The sequence below is a fragment of the Sorangium aterium genome (genome assembly GCF_028368935.1).
In the GTDB taxonomy this organism is placed as follows: Bacteria; Myxococcota_A; Polyangia; order Polyangiales; family Polyangiaceae; genus Sorangium; species Sorangium atrum.
In genome coordinates, this window is record NZ_JAQNDK010000001.1 from 1,430,780 (window position 1) to 1,444,304 (window position 13,525).

Annotated in this window: 11 protein-coding genes; 5 read left to right on the top strand and 6 right to left on the bottom strand. The window is 71.6% G+C overall.

The window, feature by feature from the left end; translation table 11 throughout:
- Positions 1 to 40: 40 nt before the first annotated feature.
- On the bottom strand, positions 41 to 748 hold the full coding sequence (locus POL72_RS05225) for a hypothetical protein (RefSeq protein ID WP_272093903.1): 708 nt from the start codon (positions 746 to 748) through the stop codon (positions 41 to 43).
- 146 nt (positions 749 to 894) lie between these two features.
- On the opposite strand from POL72_RS05225, the gene POL72_RS05230 reads away from it, so the two are divergent.
- Positions 895 to 1,605, top strand: a complete 711-nt coding sequence (locus POL72_RS05230) for a hypothetical protein (protein ID WP_272093904.1) — start codon at positions 895 to 897, stop codon at positions 1,603 to 1,605.
- Positions 1,606 to 1,709: 104 nt separating this feature from the next.
- Positions 1,710 to 2,861: a hypothetical protein gene (locus POL72_RS05235; protein WP_272093905.1), complete on the top strand. Its 1,152-nt coding sequence runs from the start codon at positions 1,710 to 1,712 to the stop codon at positions 2,859 to 2,861.
- Between the two features lie 13 nt (positions 2,862 to 2,874).
- Here POL72_RS05235 and POL72_RS05240 read toward each other — a convergent pair whose 3' ends face one another.
- Positions 2,875 to 4,026 carry an FHA domain-containing protein gene (locus tag POL72_RS05240; protein ID WP_272093906.1) on the bottom strand — a complete coding sequence of 384 codons (1,152 nt, stop codon included), beginning with the start codon at positions 4,024 to 4,026 and terminating at the stop codon, positions 2,875 to 2,877.
- Between the two features lie 272 nt (positions 4,027 to 4,298).
- Complete coding sequence (gene lon, locus POL72_RS05245) at positions 4,299 to 6,752, bottom strand: endopeptidase La (protein WP_272093907.1); 2,454 nt, start codon at positions 6,750 to 6,752, stop codon at positions 4,299 to 4,301.
- A 398-nt stretch (positions 6,753 to 7,150) separates the two neighbouring features.
- Between lon and POL72_RS05250 the strand changes: the two genes are divergently transcribed.
- The gene (locus POL72_RS05250) at positions 7,151 to 7,984 is read left to right on the top strand and encodes a formylglycine-generating enzyme family protein (RefSeq protein ID WP_272093908.1); all 834 of its coding nucleotides are present in this window, start codon (positions 7,151 to 7,153) and stop codon (positions 7,982 to 7,984) included.
- 78 nt (positions 7,985 to 8,062) lie between these two features.
- The gene (gene fmt, locus POL72_RS05255) at positions 8,063 to 8,998 is read left to right on the top strand and encodes a methionyl-tRNA formyltransferase (protein WP_272093909.1); all 936 of its coding nucleotides are present in this window, start codon (positions 8,063 to 8,065) and stop codon (positions 8,996 to 8,998) included.
- A gap of 80 nt (positions 8,999 to 9,078) precedes the next feature.
- On the opposite strand, the gene POL72_RS05260 is transcribed toward fmt, so the two are convergent.
- The 3 genes from POL72_RS05260 to deoC form a co-directional block, all read right to left on the bottom strand.
- Positions 9,079 to 10,050: an aldehyde dehydrogenase family protein gene (locus tag POL72_RS05260; protein ID WP_272093910.1), complete on the bottom strand. Its 972-nt coding sequence runs from the start codon at positions 10,048 to 10,050 to the stop codon at positions 9,079 to 9,081.
- Positions 10,050 to 11,594 (bottom strand): aldehyde dehydrogenase family protein, encoded by a 1,545-nt coding sequence (locus tag POL72_RS05265; RefSeq protein ID WP_272093911.1) that lies wholly within the window; start codon positions 11,592 to 11,594, stop codon positions 10,050 to 10,052. The genes POL72_RS05260 and POL72_RS05265 overlap by 1 nt, the downstream gene beginning before the upstream one ends.
- Positions 11,595 to 11,657: 63 nt before the next feature.
- Positions 11,658 to 12,611, bottom strand: coding sequence for a deoxyribose-phosphate aldolase (gene deoC, locus POL72_RS05270; RefSeq protein WP_272093912.1), 954 nt, complete (start codon positions 12,609 to 12,611; stop codon positions 11,658 to 11,660).
- Positions 12,612 to 12,691: 80 nt separating this feature from the next.
- Between deoC and POL72_RS05275 the strand changes: the two genes are divergently transcribed.
- Complete coding sequence (locus POL72_RS05275; RefSeq protein ID WP_272093913.1) at positions 12,692 to 13,456, top strand: peroxiredoxin; 765 nt, start codon at positions 12,692 to 12,694, stop codon at positions 13,454 to 13,456.
- The last annotated feature ends 69 nt before the right edge of the window (positions 13,457 to 13,525 follow it).

A 13,525-nucleotide genomic window follows, 5' to 3' on the forward strand; every position in this document is an offset into this window, starting at 1 on the left:
CGGCGCTCGCGCCGTGGCGCCGTCTTGACCCGCCCTGCGCTCAGTAAACGGTGAGGCTCTGCAGCGCGGCGGTGATCTCGTCGGCGTTCGCGTCGACGTTCTCGTGGTGCACGATCTGCACGAGCAGGATGCGGCGGGGGCTCCGGAGCAGGATCTCGTGGGCGAAGGCATCCGAGACGGGCTTCGACGGGATCTTCGCCTTGACGAGGTAGCTGCGCCCCTGCGTGTTCGCCGTGGCCACGGGCGCGCGGCCGGAGAGGATCTCCGCGCCCTGCTCCTCGAGGTCCGCCTCGTAGCGCTTGAGCACGTCGGGCCACGGCTCGTCGGGGCTGTCGATGCGCTCGTAGATCGAGAACAGGAACTGCCGCGGGGACTGGTACGTGATGAAGCGGCGCTCGGGCGTGTAGTCGGCGCCGCCGACGTTCCAGTCCATCGGGCGGCTCATGCGGACGTCGCCGTTCATGAGGCCCACGCCGATCCGGCGCGGCACCCGGTCCGTCGCCGGCGCGTCGAGCGGCGGGAAGTACACCTCGAAGCTCGAGTCCTTGCTCAGGGTGCCGGCCGCGCCGTGGAGGTAGAAGACGTCGTCCTGCCTGGGGGCGGTGGGCGAGCCGCCGCAGCCGGCGAGCAGCGCGATCGCAGCCACGGCGACGCAGGCCACGCCCGCGCGCCCCGCTCCGGCGGCGAGCGGACGGCGGGCGCGGAAGGCGGGGACGTGCGCGAGCATCGGCATTCCGAGGTGCCTCATCGGGGGAACTCTAGGCCAGCGAGGGCACGCCAGCCAAATGTTCGCCGAGGAGTTTGCCCTCGGGGTGCCCGGCATTGAATGATTGCCCGGCCCGGGCAGCGCTGCGCCCGCCGATCGAGGCGGTACCCCCGTGCCGCGAGAGAGCCATGTCCAACGAAAGCATACCGAGTCGCAAGGGCGAGCCCGCCGGAGCACAGCCGGCGAGCGCGCCGAGCCCCCCCTCCACCAGCACGCGCCAGGGCCACGAGCGTCCGGCGCCGAGCCAGCGCGCGCCCCGGCGCCCCGCGCTCGCGGCGGCCTTCGCGCTTGCGCTGGGGGCCCCGGCGTGCAGCGGCATCGACGCCGGCGTGGAGTACCCGGGCGACCTGCCCGCGATCGATCGGTACCTCTTGACTCCCGAGAACGGACCCGAGGCGCCGCTCGCGCTGGGTGAGTTCAAGATCGGCCCCGAGACGTGCAGCGGCGTCGACACGCACCCGGTCACCCAGAAGCTCTCGCCCGAGGATCTCAGCCGCTTCCTCGCGGCGCAGGGCGCCGGGAGCATCACCCCGAAGCTGGCGAGGTCGAACCTGTATTGGTTCGACTTCCCCGCGCGCGACAAGTCGTTCGTCCGGCTGCGCCTTGCGGTGCTCGAGGACTCCAAGCACGCGACGCAGGATCTCCACGACGCGGTGCTGCAGCACGGGCCGGGCTGGTGGGGCGTCCGCCGCTCGAACCTCGCCGTGCTCGCGCCGAAGGCGAACCTGAGGGAAGCGATGGCGTTCGCCATCAAGTACAAGCTCGTGTGCTGGGGGGTCTTCACGTACGCGGCCAACGACGACGCGTACGTCGTCCCCGGGCCCTACGCAGAGCTGTGAGGGGAGCAGGCGGCGCGCGGGGCGGAGGCGCACGCTGCCGGCGCGCCGTCGGCAGACCTCTGCGAAGCTGGCCCCCACTCGGGGAGAACGCGTAGACTGCGCCCATGCGCCGTTACGTCTTGCTCGCCGCCGCCGTTGCCCCGATCCTCGCCGTGACCGCAGCCGTCTCCGTGCCCGGCTGCGCAGAGGAATTCGATGACGTCTGCGCGTTCCTCGAAGACACGAGCAACTGTTACGCAGATTTTCATGCCGATGTCGTGAATCGGTGCGGTGCGCCTGGTGCGGGGAACGGGCCCAAAGGCAAGTTCGCTGGCCGCGAGACCCTCGACATCTGTTTCCTCACGGAGGGAGGTCAGGTCGTCTTCGACCCGCCGCTCGACGTCGCATCATTCCCTCCGAAGAGCATCGCGTTCAAGCGCCTCGACGCCCGGGCAGAGGAATGCGGCTCCTTCACGTACTCGGGGGAGTTCAGCTACTCGGTGACCATCAATCCATGCATCCAGCCCGGAAATGACACCGGTGCCGGTGGTGGTGGTGGTGGCGGCGCCGGTGGCGCCACCGCCATCGCACAATGCGAGGACGCAAATGCCGGCGGTGGTAGCGCTACTGGCGGGGGCGGCAACGAGTCTGCCGACGTGGACGGCGGTACAGTGACCGTCATCACACCGGAAGACCGTGCAACGCTCGACGTGAGCTGCTCGGAAGGCACGCAATACCACTTCAACCGGCTCGAAGCCGAAGCGAAGTGCGGCGGCCACGACACGCTCCTTCCGAGGGCCATACTCAAAACGAGCCTGGGGAAACAGCCCCCCCCGGAGGCAGACCCCAACGATCTCGATGGATACAATGGTTTCATCTCCTTCAGCATCCACTACCCACCTATCGTTGGTTCTGGGGAGGGTGGGGGTACTGGCGGCGGGGGCGATGGTGGAGCGGGCTCCGACGCGGCCCCCTCGGCTGAGGTGGTGGAGTATTTCAACTGCGAGATCCCGGCGCCCCTCCCCCTCTGCTTCAATGGCGTGAAGGACGGCACGGAGACCGACGTCGACTGTGGCGGCACGCTCTGCACAGCGCGGTGCGGCGATGGTCAGTCCTGCATCAAGGGCGGCAATGATTGCGCGGATGGGTTCGAGTGCGTCATCGTGGATGGCTTCTCGAAATGCGCAGCGTCCACGGGCGGAGCCGGCGGTGGCGGCGCAGCCGGCGCTGGCGGCGCAGATGGGACTGGCGGCTCGGGCGGCGCCGGCGGTCAGTAACCTCGCTCTCCGCTCAGGCGACCAGCACCTTCACCACGAACGTCGTGCTCCCGAGGCGCAGCCGGTCGTTGTCGCGCAGCTGCCGGCGCTCGCCCTGTCCGAGGCGCTGCTCGTTGACGAAGGTGCCGTTGCGCGAGCCGTCGTCCTCGATGAAGACCTGGCCCGTCGTCGGGTCCGCGTGGATCGACGCGTGCCGTGAAGAGGCGCTCGCATCCGCGAGCCCGATCTCCGTCGTAGCGTCCGCCCCGGCGCGCCCCACCTGCGTCCGGCCGCTGTACATCGGCCAGAAGCTGCCTCCGGGATCGTTCTGGAACGTCACGATGAAGCCGACGAGGACGCGCGCCGGCTGCGCCGACACCTGCGGCACCGCGCCCGAGACCGCGCCCTGGACGATCGGAGGCGCGACGATCGCAGGCGCCCTGGCCTGAGCGACCGCCGGCACCCCGCCCTGCACCATCGGCGGCGGCGCGACCGCGCCCCCCTGCACCATCGGCGGCGGCGCAACCACGCCCCCTTGCACCATCGGCGGCGGCGCGACCGCCCCCCCCTGCACCATCGGCGGCGCGACAAGCCCTGGCGCCCCCGTCGGTATCACCATCGGCGGGGGCGCAACCATCTGCGGGGGCACGCCGAAGACCGGCGCCGGCGCCACGGGCTGCTGCCCCATCGCGCCACCCAGGGACGCGCCGGGCACCATGCCCGGGCCCGGCGCCCCGAGCGCCGGCTGGGCCGGCGGGACGCCCGGCGCGTTCATCGGAGACGCCGGCTGCGACGTGAGCCCCGCGGAAGGAGCCGCTCGGGCCCAGGGCGAGACCGGGAAAGGCGCTTCCGCGCCCGTCGAGAAGGCGACGCCTCCGCCCGGCGACGCCGGCACCGAGAGCCCGCCCCCGCCCACCCCGTACGCCTGGGGAGGAGGCGGATAGGCGCCCTGCGCGCCCCCTGCCGCGTAGCCTGGGGCTGCCGCGCCGCCATAACCCGAGGCGGCTGGCTGCCCTGGATAGCCCGGCGGGCCAGGCGGGGCATAGGCGCCAGCCCCCGCCTGCACCGGCGGAGGCGCGACCGGAACGGAGGCTCCAGGCGCTGCGCCCGCCACGCTCGTACCGCACATCGAGCAGGCAGCGTCGGTCTCCTTGAGCATCCACGCGCAGTTCGGACACGGCCTCATGCGCTCTCGAGGCTACCGATTCGCTTGACATCCGTCGAGGCGAAAGCCGCCCGCAGGCGCGAGCACCGCCGCGCAGGTCGGCCTGCGCTGCGCAGGCGACGCGATGTCGCTGCCGCGCGCCAAGCGAACGCGCCAAGCTCGCCGAGAGGCAGAGGCGTCCGTCGCCGCCGCGCGGGGCGTCTTGACGAAGAGAGGCACGAAAAAAGGCGCCGCGCGTTCAAGCCGCGCGGCGCCTCGGAGACAGGTCGCTCAGCGATCGCTGGCGACGCTCGTCAGTTGCTGGCGATCGAGCTCTTCTCCGACTTCTCGATCTCCTTCTTCTCGCCGTCCTTCGACTCCTCGGTCGCGGGCGCGGGCTCGGGCAGCCGCTCGAGCGCGGCCTCCAGGACCTGCTCCATCCGGCTGACGAAGAAGAACTGCAGCTCGTCCACGACCTCCTTCGGCACCTCCTCGAGATCCGCCCGGTTGCGCTCGGGGACGATGATGCGCTTGATGCCGGCGCGGTGCGCCGCCAGCACCTTCTCCTTCAGGCCGCCGATCGGGAGCACGCGACCGCGGAGCGTGATCTCGCCCGTCATCGCGACGTCGTGGCGGACCTTGATCCCGGTGAGGAGCGAGACGAGCGCCGTGAACATCGTCACGCCCGCGCTCGGCCCGTCCTTGGGCATCGCGCCGGCGGGGATGTGGATGTGCAGATCGCTCTTCTCGAGGAAGTCCTTCGCGATGCTGTACCTCGACGCGTTGCTGCGCACGAACGAGAGCGCCGCCTGCGCCGACTCCTTCATCACGTCGCCGAGCTGGCCGGTCAGCTGGAGCTTGCCCGTGCCGTACATCCGCGTCGCCTCGATGAAGAGGATCTCGCCGCCGACGCTCGTCCACGCGAGGCCCGTCGCGACGCCGCTCTCGGCGGTGCGCTCCGCGACCTCGCTCGTGTACTTCGCCGGGCCGAGGAACTCGTGCAGGTCGTCCTCGTTGTCGACGCGCCGCTTCTGCGTGTCGCCCTCGGCGACCTTCACCGCCACGCCGCGGATGACGCCCGCGATCTGCCGCTCGAGCGACCGGACGCCGGCCTCGCGCGTGTAGTGATCGATGATCTCCTCCAGCGCCTTGTCCGTGACCTCCAGCTGCTCGGTCGTGAGCCCGTGCTCCGACAGCTGCTTCGGGAGCAGGTGCTGCCGCGCGATCGCGAGCTTCTCCTTCCGCGTGTAGCCGGGGATCTCGAGGATCTCCATGCGGTCGCGGAGGGGCGGCGGGATCGGATCCGCCACGTTCGCGGTCGCGACGAACATCACGTGCGACAGGTCGTACGGGATCTCCAGGTAGTGATCCGCGAACGTGTTGTTCTGCTCCGGATCGAGCACCTCGAGCAGCGCCGCCGACGGGTCGCCGCGGAAGTCGTGCCCGATCTTGTCGACCTCATCCATCATGAAGACCGGGTTGATCGTCCCCGACTTCTTCATGCCCTGGATGATCTGGCCAGGGAGCGCGCCGACGTAGGTGCGCCGGTGGCCGCGGATCGCCGCCTCGTCGTGCACGCCGCCGAGCGAGACCCGGTGGAACTTGCGGCCGAGGGCGCGCGCGATGCTCCGGCCGAGCGACGTCTTGCCGACGCCGGGAGGCCCGAGCAGGCAGAGGATCGGCCCCTTCTTGTCCTGCTTCAGCTTGCGGACCGCCAGGTACTCGAGGATGCGCTTCTTGACCTTCTCCAGGCCGTAGTGGTCCTCGTCGAGCACCTTGCGGACGCTGCCGATGTCGAGGTTGTCCTGCGTCGACTGCGTCCAGGGCACGTCGAGGATCCAGTCGAGGTACGTCCGCACCACGGTGTACTCGGCCGACCCGACCTGCATCGTGCGCAGCCGCTTCAGCTGCTTCTTCGCGACGGTCTCCGCCTCGGTCGGCAGGTTCGCCTTCGCGATGCGATCCTCGAGCCCGTCGAGATCGCCCTGATCGCCGTCGTCCTCGCCCAGCTCCTCCTTGATCGCCTTGAGCTGCTGGCGCAGCACGTACTCGCGCTGGTTCTTGCCCATCTCCTCCTTGATCTGGGAGTTGATGCGCTCGCGCATCTTCAGGATCTCGAGCTGCCGCGTGAGCAGCCGGAGCACCTTGCGGATGCGCTCCTTGACGTCGATCGTCTCGATGAGCTGCGCCTTCTCCTCGACCGGCGCGTCGAGATTCGCAGCGACGAGATCGGCGAGCGCGCCGGGCGCCTGGATAGAGTCGATGAGCGAGCCCGCCTCGCGCGGGAGCTCCGGCATCAGCTGGATGACCTGCTTCGCGATGTCGCGCAGGCTCATCGCCAGCGCCTCCGCCTCGACGTCCTCCGTCGCCGGCTCGTCCATGCGGCGGATCTTGGCGCGCAGGTACGGCGTGTGGGCCGTGACGGTGTCGAGCCGGATCCGCGTGAGGCCCTGCAAGATCAACGAGTAGTTGCCCGAGCTGTGCTTCAGCGCCTTCAGCACGCGCGCGGCGCAGCCCATCGGGTACAGGTCCTCCGCCCCGGGATCGTCGGTCGACGGATCGCGCTGGGCGAAGATCGCGATGACCGGGCCAGGGAGGTTGTCGACATCCTCCACCAGCGCGACCGACTTCTCGCGGCCGACATCGAAAGGCGCGACGGCGCCCGGGAACAGCACCGCATTGCGGATCGGCAGAACCGGCAGCTCGTCGCCGAAGACGACCTCTTCCTCGGAGCGCGGCGGCATCGGCGGGTTCTTTTTCTCGGACATGGCGATCTCCTCTAGGCACCCGACCGGGGGAGGTAAACCCCTTCATCAACACGCAGCCGGGCCGCGCGGCCACCGCGCGCCCCGGTCATCTTGGCTTGCATCCAGACGGATGCGGATGGTGCAACGCGGAGCCCTGCTGGCAGCTCTTGGTGGAAGACAGCCCGCGAGGCTACGGGAACTCACCATAGACACGGCGCATGCCGCATGCCACAGCCCTGGCCATTTTTTTGAATGAGGATACGCTGCGGGTCAGCTCCGACCTGCAGCGCTCGCTCGTCATCACCACCACCTGGCGCGCGCGACGCGGCGCAGGATCCTCCGCGCCGTCGCTTGCCGCGCGGCGCGGCGCGGCCGAGGCTGCGCCCGGCACGGAGCGACACCCTGGCCCTCGCTGAACGATGATCGATCCCCTGCTCGGCCTCGGCGCGCTCGCGATCGCGATGCTCGGCCTGCCGGCGGCGCCGTCGCTCGATCCAGGGCCCAGCCCGGCGTGTCCGGCGGACATGCGGCTCGTCACCGGCACGCACCGCGACGAGGTGCAGCACGTCTGCGTGGAGCCGGTCAAGAGCGGCAAGGCGACCCACTGCTTCGCGTACTGGGAGGACATCACGGCCGAGGAGGGGCCGGCGACCGAGATCTCCGTGTGCATGGACCAGTTCGAGGCGCCGAACCAGCGCGGGGCGAAGCCGCTCGTCATGCAGTCGTTCGAGACGGCGACCGCGTGGTGCGCCGCGCGCGGCAAGCGGGTGTGCGCCGAGCAGGAGTGGGAGCTCGCGTGCGAGGGCCCCGAGCGGCGTCCCCTCGCCTACGGCTGGCGCGTCGACAAGGCGGTCTGCAACAGCGGCAAGGCCTGGCGGCCGGTCGACGAGCGGAAGCTCGGCGCCTCTGGCGAGGTGGCGCAGCGCGAGGTCGAGCGGCTCTGGCAGGGCGCGCCGAGCGGCTCCCACCCTGGGTGCGCCTCGACCTTCGGCGTCTTCGACATGATGGGCAACGTCGAGGAGTGGGTCGCCTCGCGCGGCGGCCGCCGGTGGCCAGGCGCGCTCATGGGCGGCTTCTGGGCCAAGCCGTGGACGGGCTGCCGCGGGACGAACGACGCGCACGAGCCGAAGTTCGTGTTCTACGAGACCGGCTTCCGCTGCTGCGCCGATCCGCGCTCGGCTCTCCCTTCGCGCGGCGCGGCGGCGCGCGAGGAGAACGAGGAGCGCGGCGGGCGGCCAGCGTCCGGGCCCTGAGGTCGGCCCGCCGCGGCGGCGCTCGCCGCGAGCGAAGAAGGCGGCACGAGGGACGCAGGTCCTGCTAGAAGCCAGGGCGTGCGCGCCCTGTTCTTCGGTACCCCCGCCATCGCCGTGCCGTCGCTCGAGGCGCTCGCGTCGATCGCGGACGTCGTCGGCGTCGTCTGTCAGCCGGATCGGCCGGCCGGCCGCGGGCTCGAGCTGAAGGCGCCGCCGGTGAAGGTGAAGGCGCTGGAGCTCGGCCTGCCCGTCGTGCAGCCCGAGAAGGTCCGCACGCCCGAGTTCGCCGCGTGGGTCGCGGACGCGCGAGCGGACGTCGCGCTGGTGATCGCCTACGGGCGCATCCTGCCGAAGGCGGTGCTCGAGGCGCCGCGGCGCGGCTGCATGAACCTCCACGCGTCGATCCTGCCGCGCTACCGCGGCGCCGCGCCGATCACGTGGGCTATCGTCGGGGGCGAGGCCGAGACGGGCATCTCGCTGATGCAGATGGACGAGGGCATGGACACCGGGCCCGTCTACGCGGTGCACCGGGCGCCGATCGGCCCGGACACGACCGCCGACGAGCTCGCGATCGATCTCGGTGCGCTCGCCGCGCGCGTCGTGCGCGAGGACCTCCGCCGCGCGGTGGACGGCGCGCTCGCGCTGGCGCCGCAGGACCACGAGGCGGCGACGCACGCGGCGCTCCTGAAGAAGGAAGACGGGCGCATCCGGTGGGAGCGGAGCGCCCGGCAGATCCACGACCACATCCGGGGGATGACCTCGTGGCCGGGCGCCTTCACGACGATCGACGGCAAGGCGCTCAAGGTCCTGGCCGCGCGCGTCGAGAGCGAGGCCGACCAGGCCGGAGCGCCGCCGGGGACCGTGGTGATGGCGGGCCGCAGCGTCGTGATCGTCGCGTGCGGCGCGGGCGCGATCCAGATCCTGCGGGCCCAGGCCGAGGGACGAAAGCCGCTCGCGGCGGCGGACCTCGTCGCCGGGCGGACGCTCCAGACGGGGATGGTGCTCGGTCGATGAGCGCCCCGGGCGCCGTTCACGGCGCCCCGTCGACGAGCGCCGCCCGCGTCACGGCGCCTCGTCGATGAGCGCCGCCCGCGTCACGGCCCGGCCGGGTGCCAGATCGTCTTCATCTCGACGAACCGCTCGATCCAGCGGGGGGACGTCGCGGCCCTGTCGTCGAACCACTCGGCCTCGCCGAGCGAGCGGGCGCGCACCCGCTTGACGCTGGCCGCGGCCGCCTCCTCGAGGCGCTTCGCCAGCGCCGCGTCCACGCCGTGCAGATCGAGCGCGGCGACGTCCATGTGCGCGGCGAGGTGCGGCAGCACCTCCGCGAGCTGGCCGGTGAGGACGTTGACGACGCCGCCCGGGAGATCGCTCGTGGCGAGCGCCTCGCCGAAGACGAGCGCCGTGCGCGGATCCACCTCGCTCGCGAGCACGACGCACGTGTTGCCGGCGGTGATCACCGGCAGGAGCGCGCCCGCGAGGCCGAGGAGCGCCGGCCGCGGCGGCGCCGCGATGACGACGACCCCCATCGGCTCGGGCACCGTGAAGGTGAAGTGCGGGCCGGACACGGGGTTCAGGCTCGCGAAGAGGCTCTGGTACTTGTCGGCCCAGCCCGCGTAGGCGACCGCGCGATCGATCGCCGAAAGGACCTCGCGCTCGGCGGCGCCGGCCTCGAGCCCGCCGCGCTCGAGCGAGGCCGCGAGCTCCGCGCGCCGCGCCTCGAGCATCTCGGCGAGGCGGTAGAGGATCTGCCCGCGGTTGTACGCGGCGCGCGCCGACCAGCCGCCGAGCGCGCCGGCCGCCGCGAGCACCGCGTCGCGCCCGTCCTTCCGCGACGCGCGCGGGATGTTCTCGACCGCGCCCGCGCCTCCGTGATCGCGCACCTGCGTGTACCTCCCGGACTCCGAGCGCACGAACGCGCCGCCCACGAACATCTTGTACGCCTTGCGCACGCCGACCCGCGCGCGCGCCTCGCCCGAAGGAGCGTCGAGCGCGGCCGCGCCGGCGCAATCGCCGATCGACGTGCACCCCTCGTCGCCGCCGCTGTCCTGGTTGCCGAGCGCCATCAGTCCACCTCGAGGTAGGCGAGCAGCCCCTGGCGTCCGCCCTCGCGGCCGAAGCCGCTCTCCTTGTAGCCGCCGAACGGCGCGCTGGGATCGAACTTGTTGAAGGTGTTCGCCCAGACGACGCCGGCGCGGAGGCGCTGCGCGACCCAGAAGCTCTTCGATCCCTTGCCGGTCCAGACGCCCGCCGACAGCCCGTACATCGTGTTGTTCGCCTTCTCGATCGCCTCGTCGGGCGTGCGGAAGGTCAAGATCGAGAGCACCGGGCCGAAGATCTCCTCGCGCGCGATCCGGTGCGACTGCGCGACGCCCGTGAAGAGCGTCGGCGCGAACCAGTAGCCCCGCTGCGGGAGCGCGCAGCTCACCGAGAAGCGCGCGGCCCCCTCGCGCTCCCCCGCGGCCACGAGCTCCTCGATCTTCGCGAGCTGCGCCCTCGAGTTGATGGCGCCCACGTCCGTGTTCTTGTCGAGCGGGTCGCCGACGCGCAGGGTCGCCATGCGCTCGCGCAGCTTGAAGAGGAGCGCGTCATGCACGCTCTCCTCGACGAGGAGGCGCGAGCCCGCGCAGCAGACGTGGCCCTGGTTGAAGAAGATGCCGCCGATGATCCCCTCGACGGCCTGATCGAGCGGCGCGTCCTCGAACACGATGTTCGCGGCCTTGCCGCCGAGCTCGAGGGTGAGCCGCTTCCCGGTGCCGGCGAGCGCGCGCTGGATGCGCTTGCCGACCTCGGTCGACCCCGTGAACGCGACCTTGTCGACGCCGGGGTGGCCGACGACCGCGGCGCCCGTCGCGCCGGCGCCCGTGACCACGTTGACGACGCCGGGCGGGAGGTCCGCCTCCTCGATGATCTTCGCGAGGAGCAGCGCGGTGAGCGGCGTCGTCTCTGCGGGCTTGAGGACGCACGTGTTGCCCGCCGCGAGCGCCGGGGCGAGCTTCCACGCCGCCATGAGCAGCGGGAAGTTCCACGGGATCACCTGGCCCGCGACGCCGAGCGGCCGAGGGTCGCGCCCCGGGAAGGCGTGCTCGAGCTTGTCCGCCCAGCCCGCGTGGTAGAAGAAGTGCGCGGCCGCGAGCGGGAGATCGACGTCGCGGGACTCCTTGATGGGCTTGCCCCCGTCGAGCGATTCGACGACGGCGAGCTCGCGCGCCTTCTCCTGGAGGGCCCGGGCGATGCGGTAGATGTACTTGCCGCGATCGAGCGGGCGCATGCGCGACCAGTGCTTCTCGTACGCGGCCCGCGCCGCCTGCACGGCGAGATCGACGTCCTGCTCGGAGGCCTCGGCGAACTCGCAGAGCTTCTCCTCGGTCGACGGGCTGATGCTGTCGAGGTAGCGGCCCGAGGCCGGGGCGCGCCACGCGCCGCCGATGAAGAGGTCGTACCGCGGCGCGATCTTCACGTGATCGCGCCCCTCGGGCGCCGGCGCGTAGCGCCAGGCGTCGCCGAACACGACGGCCGCGTCGCGCGCCGCGGTCGCGTCCCGCGCGGCGCTCGCGTCCCGGGGTGTGCCCCCGTCGCCGCCTGCCGCGGCGGTGCTGTTGTCGCTCATGCCGCGCACTCTACGCCCGCCGCCGCGCGTTGAACACCGACGCGGCCCCGCCCCGCGGCGCGGTCAGTCCTTGCTGAAATGGTCCCCGCTCTGGTAGGCGCCCGTCCGCTCCTTCTCGAGCTGCATGAGCACGTCGTTGAGGAGCGTCGACGCGCCGAAGCGGAACAGGTCGCTCGTGAGCCAGGCGTCGCCGAGGGTCTCCTTGACCAGCACGAGGTAGTGGAGCGCCTGCTTCGCGGTGCGGATCCCGCCGGCCGGCTTCATCCCGACGCGCCGGCCGGTCGCCTGCGCGTGATCGCGGATCGCCTCCAGCATCACCAGCGTCACCGGGGGCGTCGCCGCCGGCGTGATCTTCCCGGTCGAGGTCTTGATGAAGTCGGCGCCCGCGAGCATCGCGATGCGGCTCGCCTTGCGGACGCGGTCGTAGGTCCCGAGCTCGCCCGTCTCCAGGATCACCTTGAGGTGCGCGCGCCCGCACGCCTGCTTGGTCGCGGCGATCTCGTCGTACACCGCGCCGTACTCGCCGGAGAGCATCGCGCCGCGGTCGATCACCATGTCGATCTCGTCGGCGCCGAGCTCGACCGCCTGGCGGACGTCGGCGAGCTTGACGGCAAGCGTGGACAGGCCGCTCGGGAAGGCGGTCGCCACACTGGCCACCTTGACGGTCGAGCCCGAGACCGCTCGCTTCGCCACGGCGACGAGCTTGGGATAGACGCACACCGCCGCACAGGAAGGGATGTCCGCGCGCTCGTGGGGCCGGAGCGCCTTCTGACAGAGCTGCTCAACTTTTCCCGGGGAGTCTTTCCCCTCGAGGGTGGTGAGGTCCATCATCGAGATGGCGAGCTTGAGGCCGGCGACCTTGGCGGGGCCCTTGATGCTCCTTTTGCCGAGCCCGGCTGCGCGCTCTTCGACCATGACCTTATCCACGGTGGGCGAAGAGAAATCGGGGTAGGTGACCTCCCTGCCCTGGCGCACCACGCCGGGCGCGGCGCCGCTGTCGTTTCCGAAGATCGCCATCGGCCTCGTCTCCTGGCGGCGGAACGTATCAGAAGCTTCGGATCGATCCCACCGAGTGCATGCTAACGTGCCGCTCTGAGATGAAGAGACGCTTCCCGATTGCCGTCGTTTTTGTCGTACTTGCTGTCGTCTTTGCCTTTGCCTCGCTGCTCGGGTGTGGCGCGGCCGAGCGACCCGATGGTGGACAAGGGCTGATCCCGGTCGGCGCGACGGCGCCCGACGTGTTCGCTGCGGATCAGCACGGCGCGATCCAGCGGCTGTCCGACCAGCGGGGTCGGGCCGTGGTCGTGTACTTCTATCCGAAGGACGGGACGCCGGGCTGCACCGAGGAGGCGTGCGCGTTCCGCGACGCGTGGGATCGCTTCACGCAGGCCAACGTGCAGGTCTTCGGCGTGTCTTCCGACACCCGCGAGTCGCACGAGGCGTTCTCGATCGAGCACAAGCTGCCGTTCCCGATCCTCGTCGACACCGATCACACCTGGGCCACCGCGTTCGGCGTGCCGATGAAGCTCGGGACGACGGCGCGCGTGACGTTCCTCGTCGATCCCGACGGCAAGATCGCGAAGGTCTATCCGGACGTGGATCCCGGGGTGCACGCGGACGAGGTGCTGAAGGACGCCGCGCAGCTCACGGGCGCCGCGCTCCCTGTGGCGCCAGCGCCGGCGGGCAGCGCAGCGCCGGCCGGGGCGGACACCGCGGCGCCAGCCGCGACCGGGGCGGCGCCCGCGGCGACGCCTGCGGGAGCGGCGGATCCGGCCACGGCCGCTCCTGTGGCGACGGGGACGATTCTGCCCCCGGCGGCCCCCGCGGCGCCCCCGGCGAAAGGTTCGCCGGCGAAGCGGTGACGCCCGCGCGCGCACGCGGCGCAGGAGCGCCGGCGGCTCGCGCGCGGACCGCGCGGGCCGCGCGGAGGG

Excerpts from the sequence above, each read along its gene's own strand:
- POL72_RS05250 (WP_272093908.1), top strand. The coding sequence starts at position 7,151 with ATGATCGATCCCCTGCTCGGCCTCGGCGCGCTCGCGATCGCGATGCTC.
- POL72_RS05235 (WP_272093905.1), top strand. The coding sequence starts at position 1,710 with ATGCGCCGTTACGTCTTGCTCGCCGCCGCCGTTGCCCCGATCCTCGCC.
- POL72_RS05265 (WP_272093911.1), bottom strand. The coding sequence starts at position 11,594 with ATGAGCGACAACAGCACCGCCGCGGCAGGCGGCGACGGGGGCACACCC.
- POL72_RS05230 (WP_272093904.1), top strand. The coding sequence starts at position 895 with ATGTCCAACGAAAGCATACCGAGTCGCAAGGGCGAGCCCGCCGGAGCA.
- POL72_RS05240 (WP_272093906.1), bottom strand. The coding sequence starts at position 4,026 with ATGAGGCCGTGTCCGAACTGCGCGTGGATGCTCAAGGAGACCGACGCT.
- lon (WP_272093907.1), bottom strand. The coding sequence starts at position 6,752 with ATGTCCGAGAAAAAGAACCCGCCGATGCCGCCGCGCTCCGAGGAAGAG.
- POL72_RS05225 (WP_272093903.1), bottom strand. The coding sequence starts at position 748 with ATGAGGCACCTCGGAATGCCGATGCTCGCGCACGTCCCCGCCTTCCGC.
- deoC (WP_272093912.1), bottom strand. The coding sequence starts at position 12,611 with ATGGCGATCTTCGGAAACGACAGCGGCGCCGCGCCCGGCGTGGTGCGC.
- POL72_RS05275 (WP_272093913.1), top strand. The coding sequence starts at position 12,692 with ATGAAGAGACGCTTCCCGATTGCCGTCGTTTTTGTCGTACTTGCTGTC.
- POL72_RS05260 (WP_272093910.1), bottom strand. The coding sequence starts at position 10,050 with ATGGCGCTCGGCAACCAGGACAGCGGCGGCGACGAGGGGTGCACGTCG.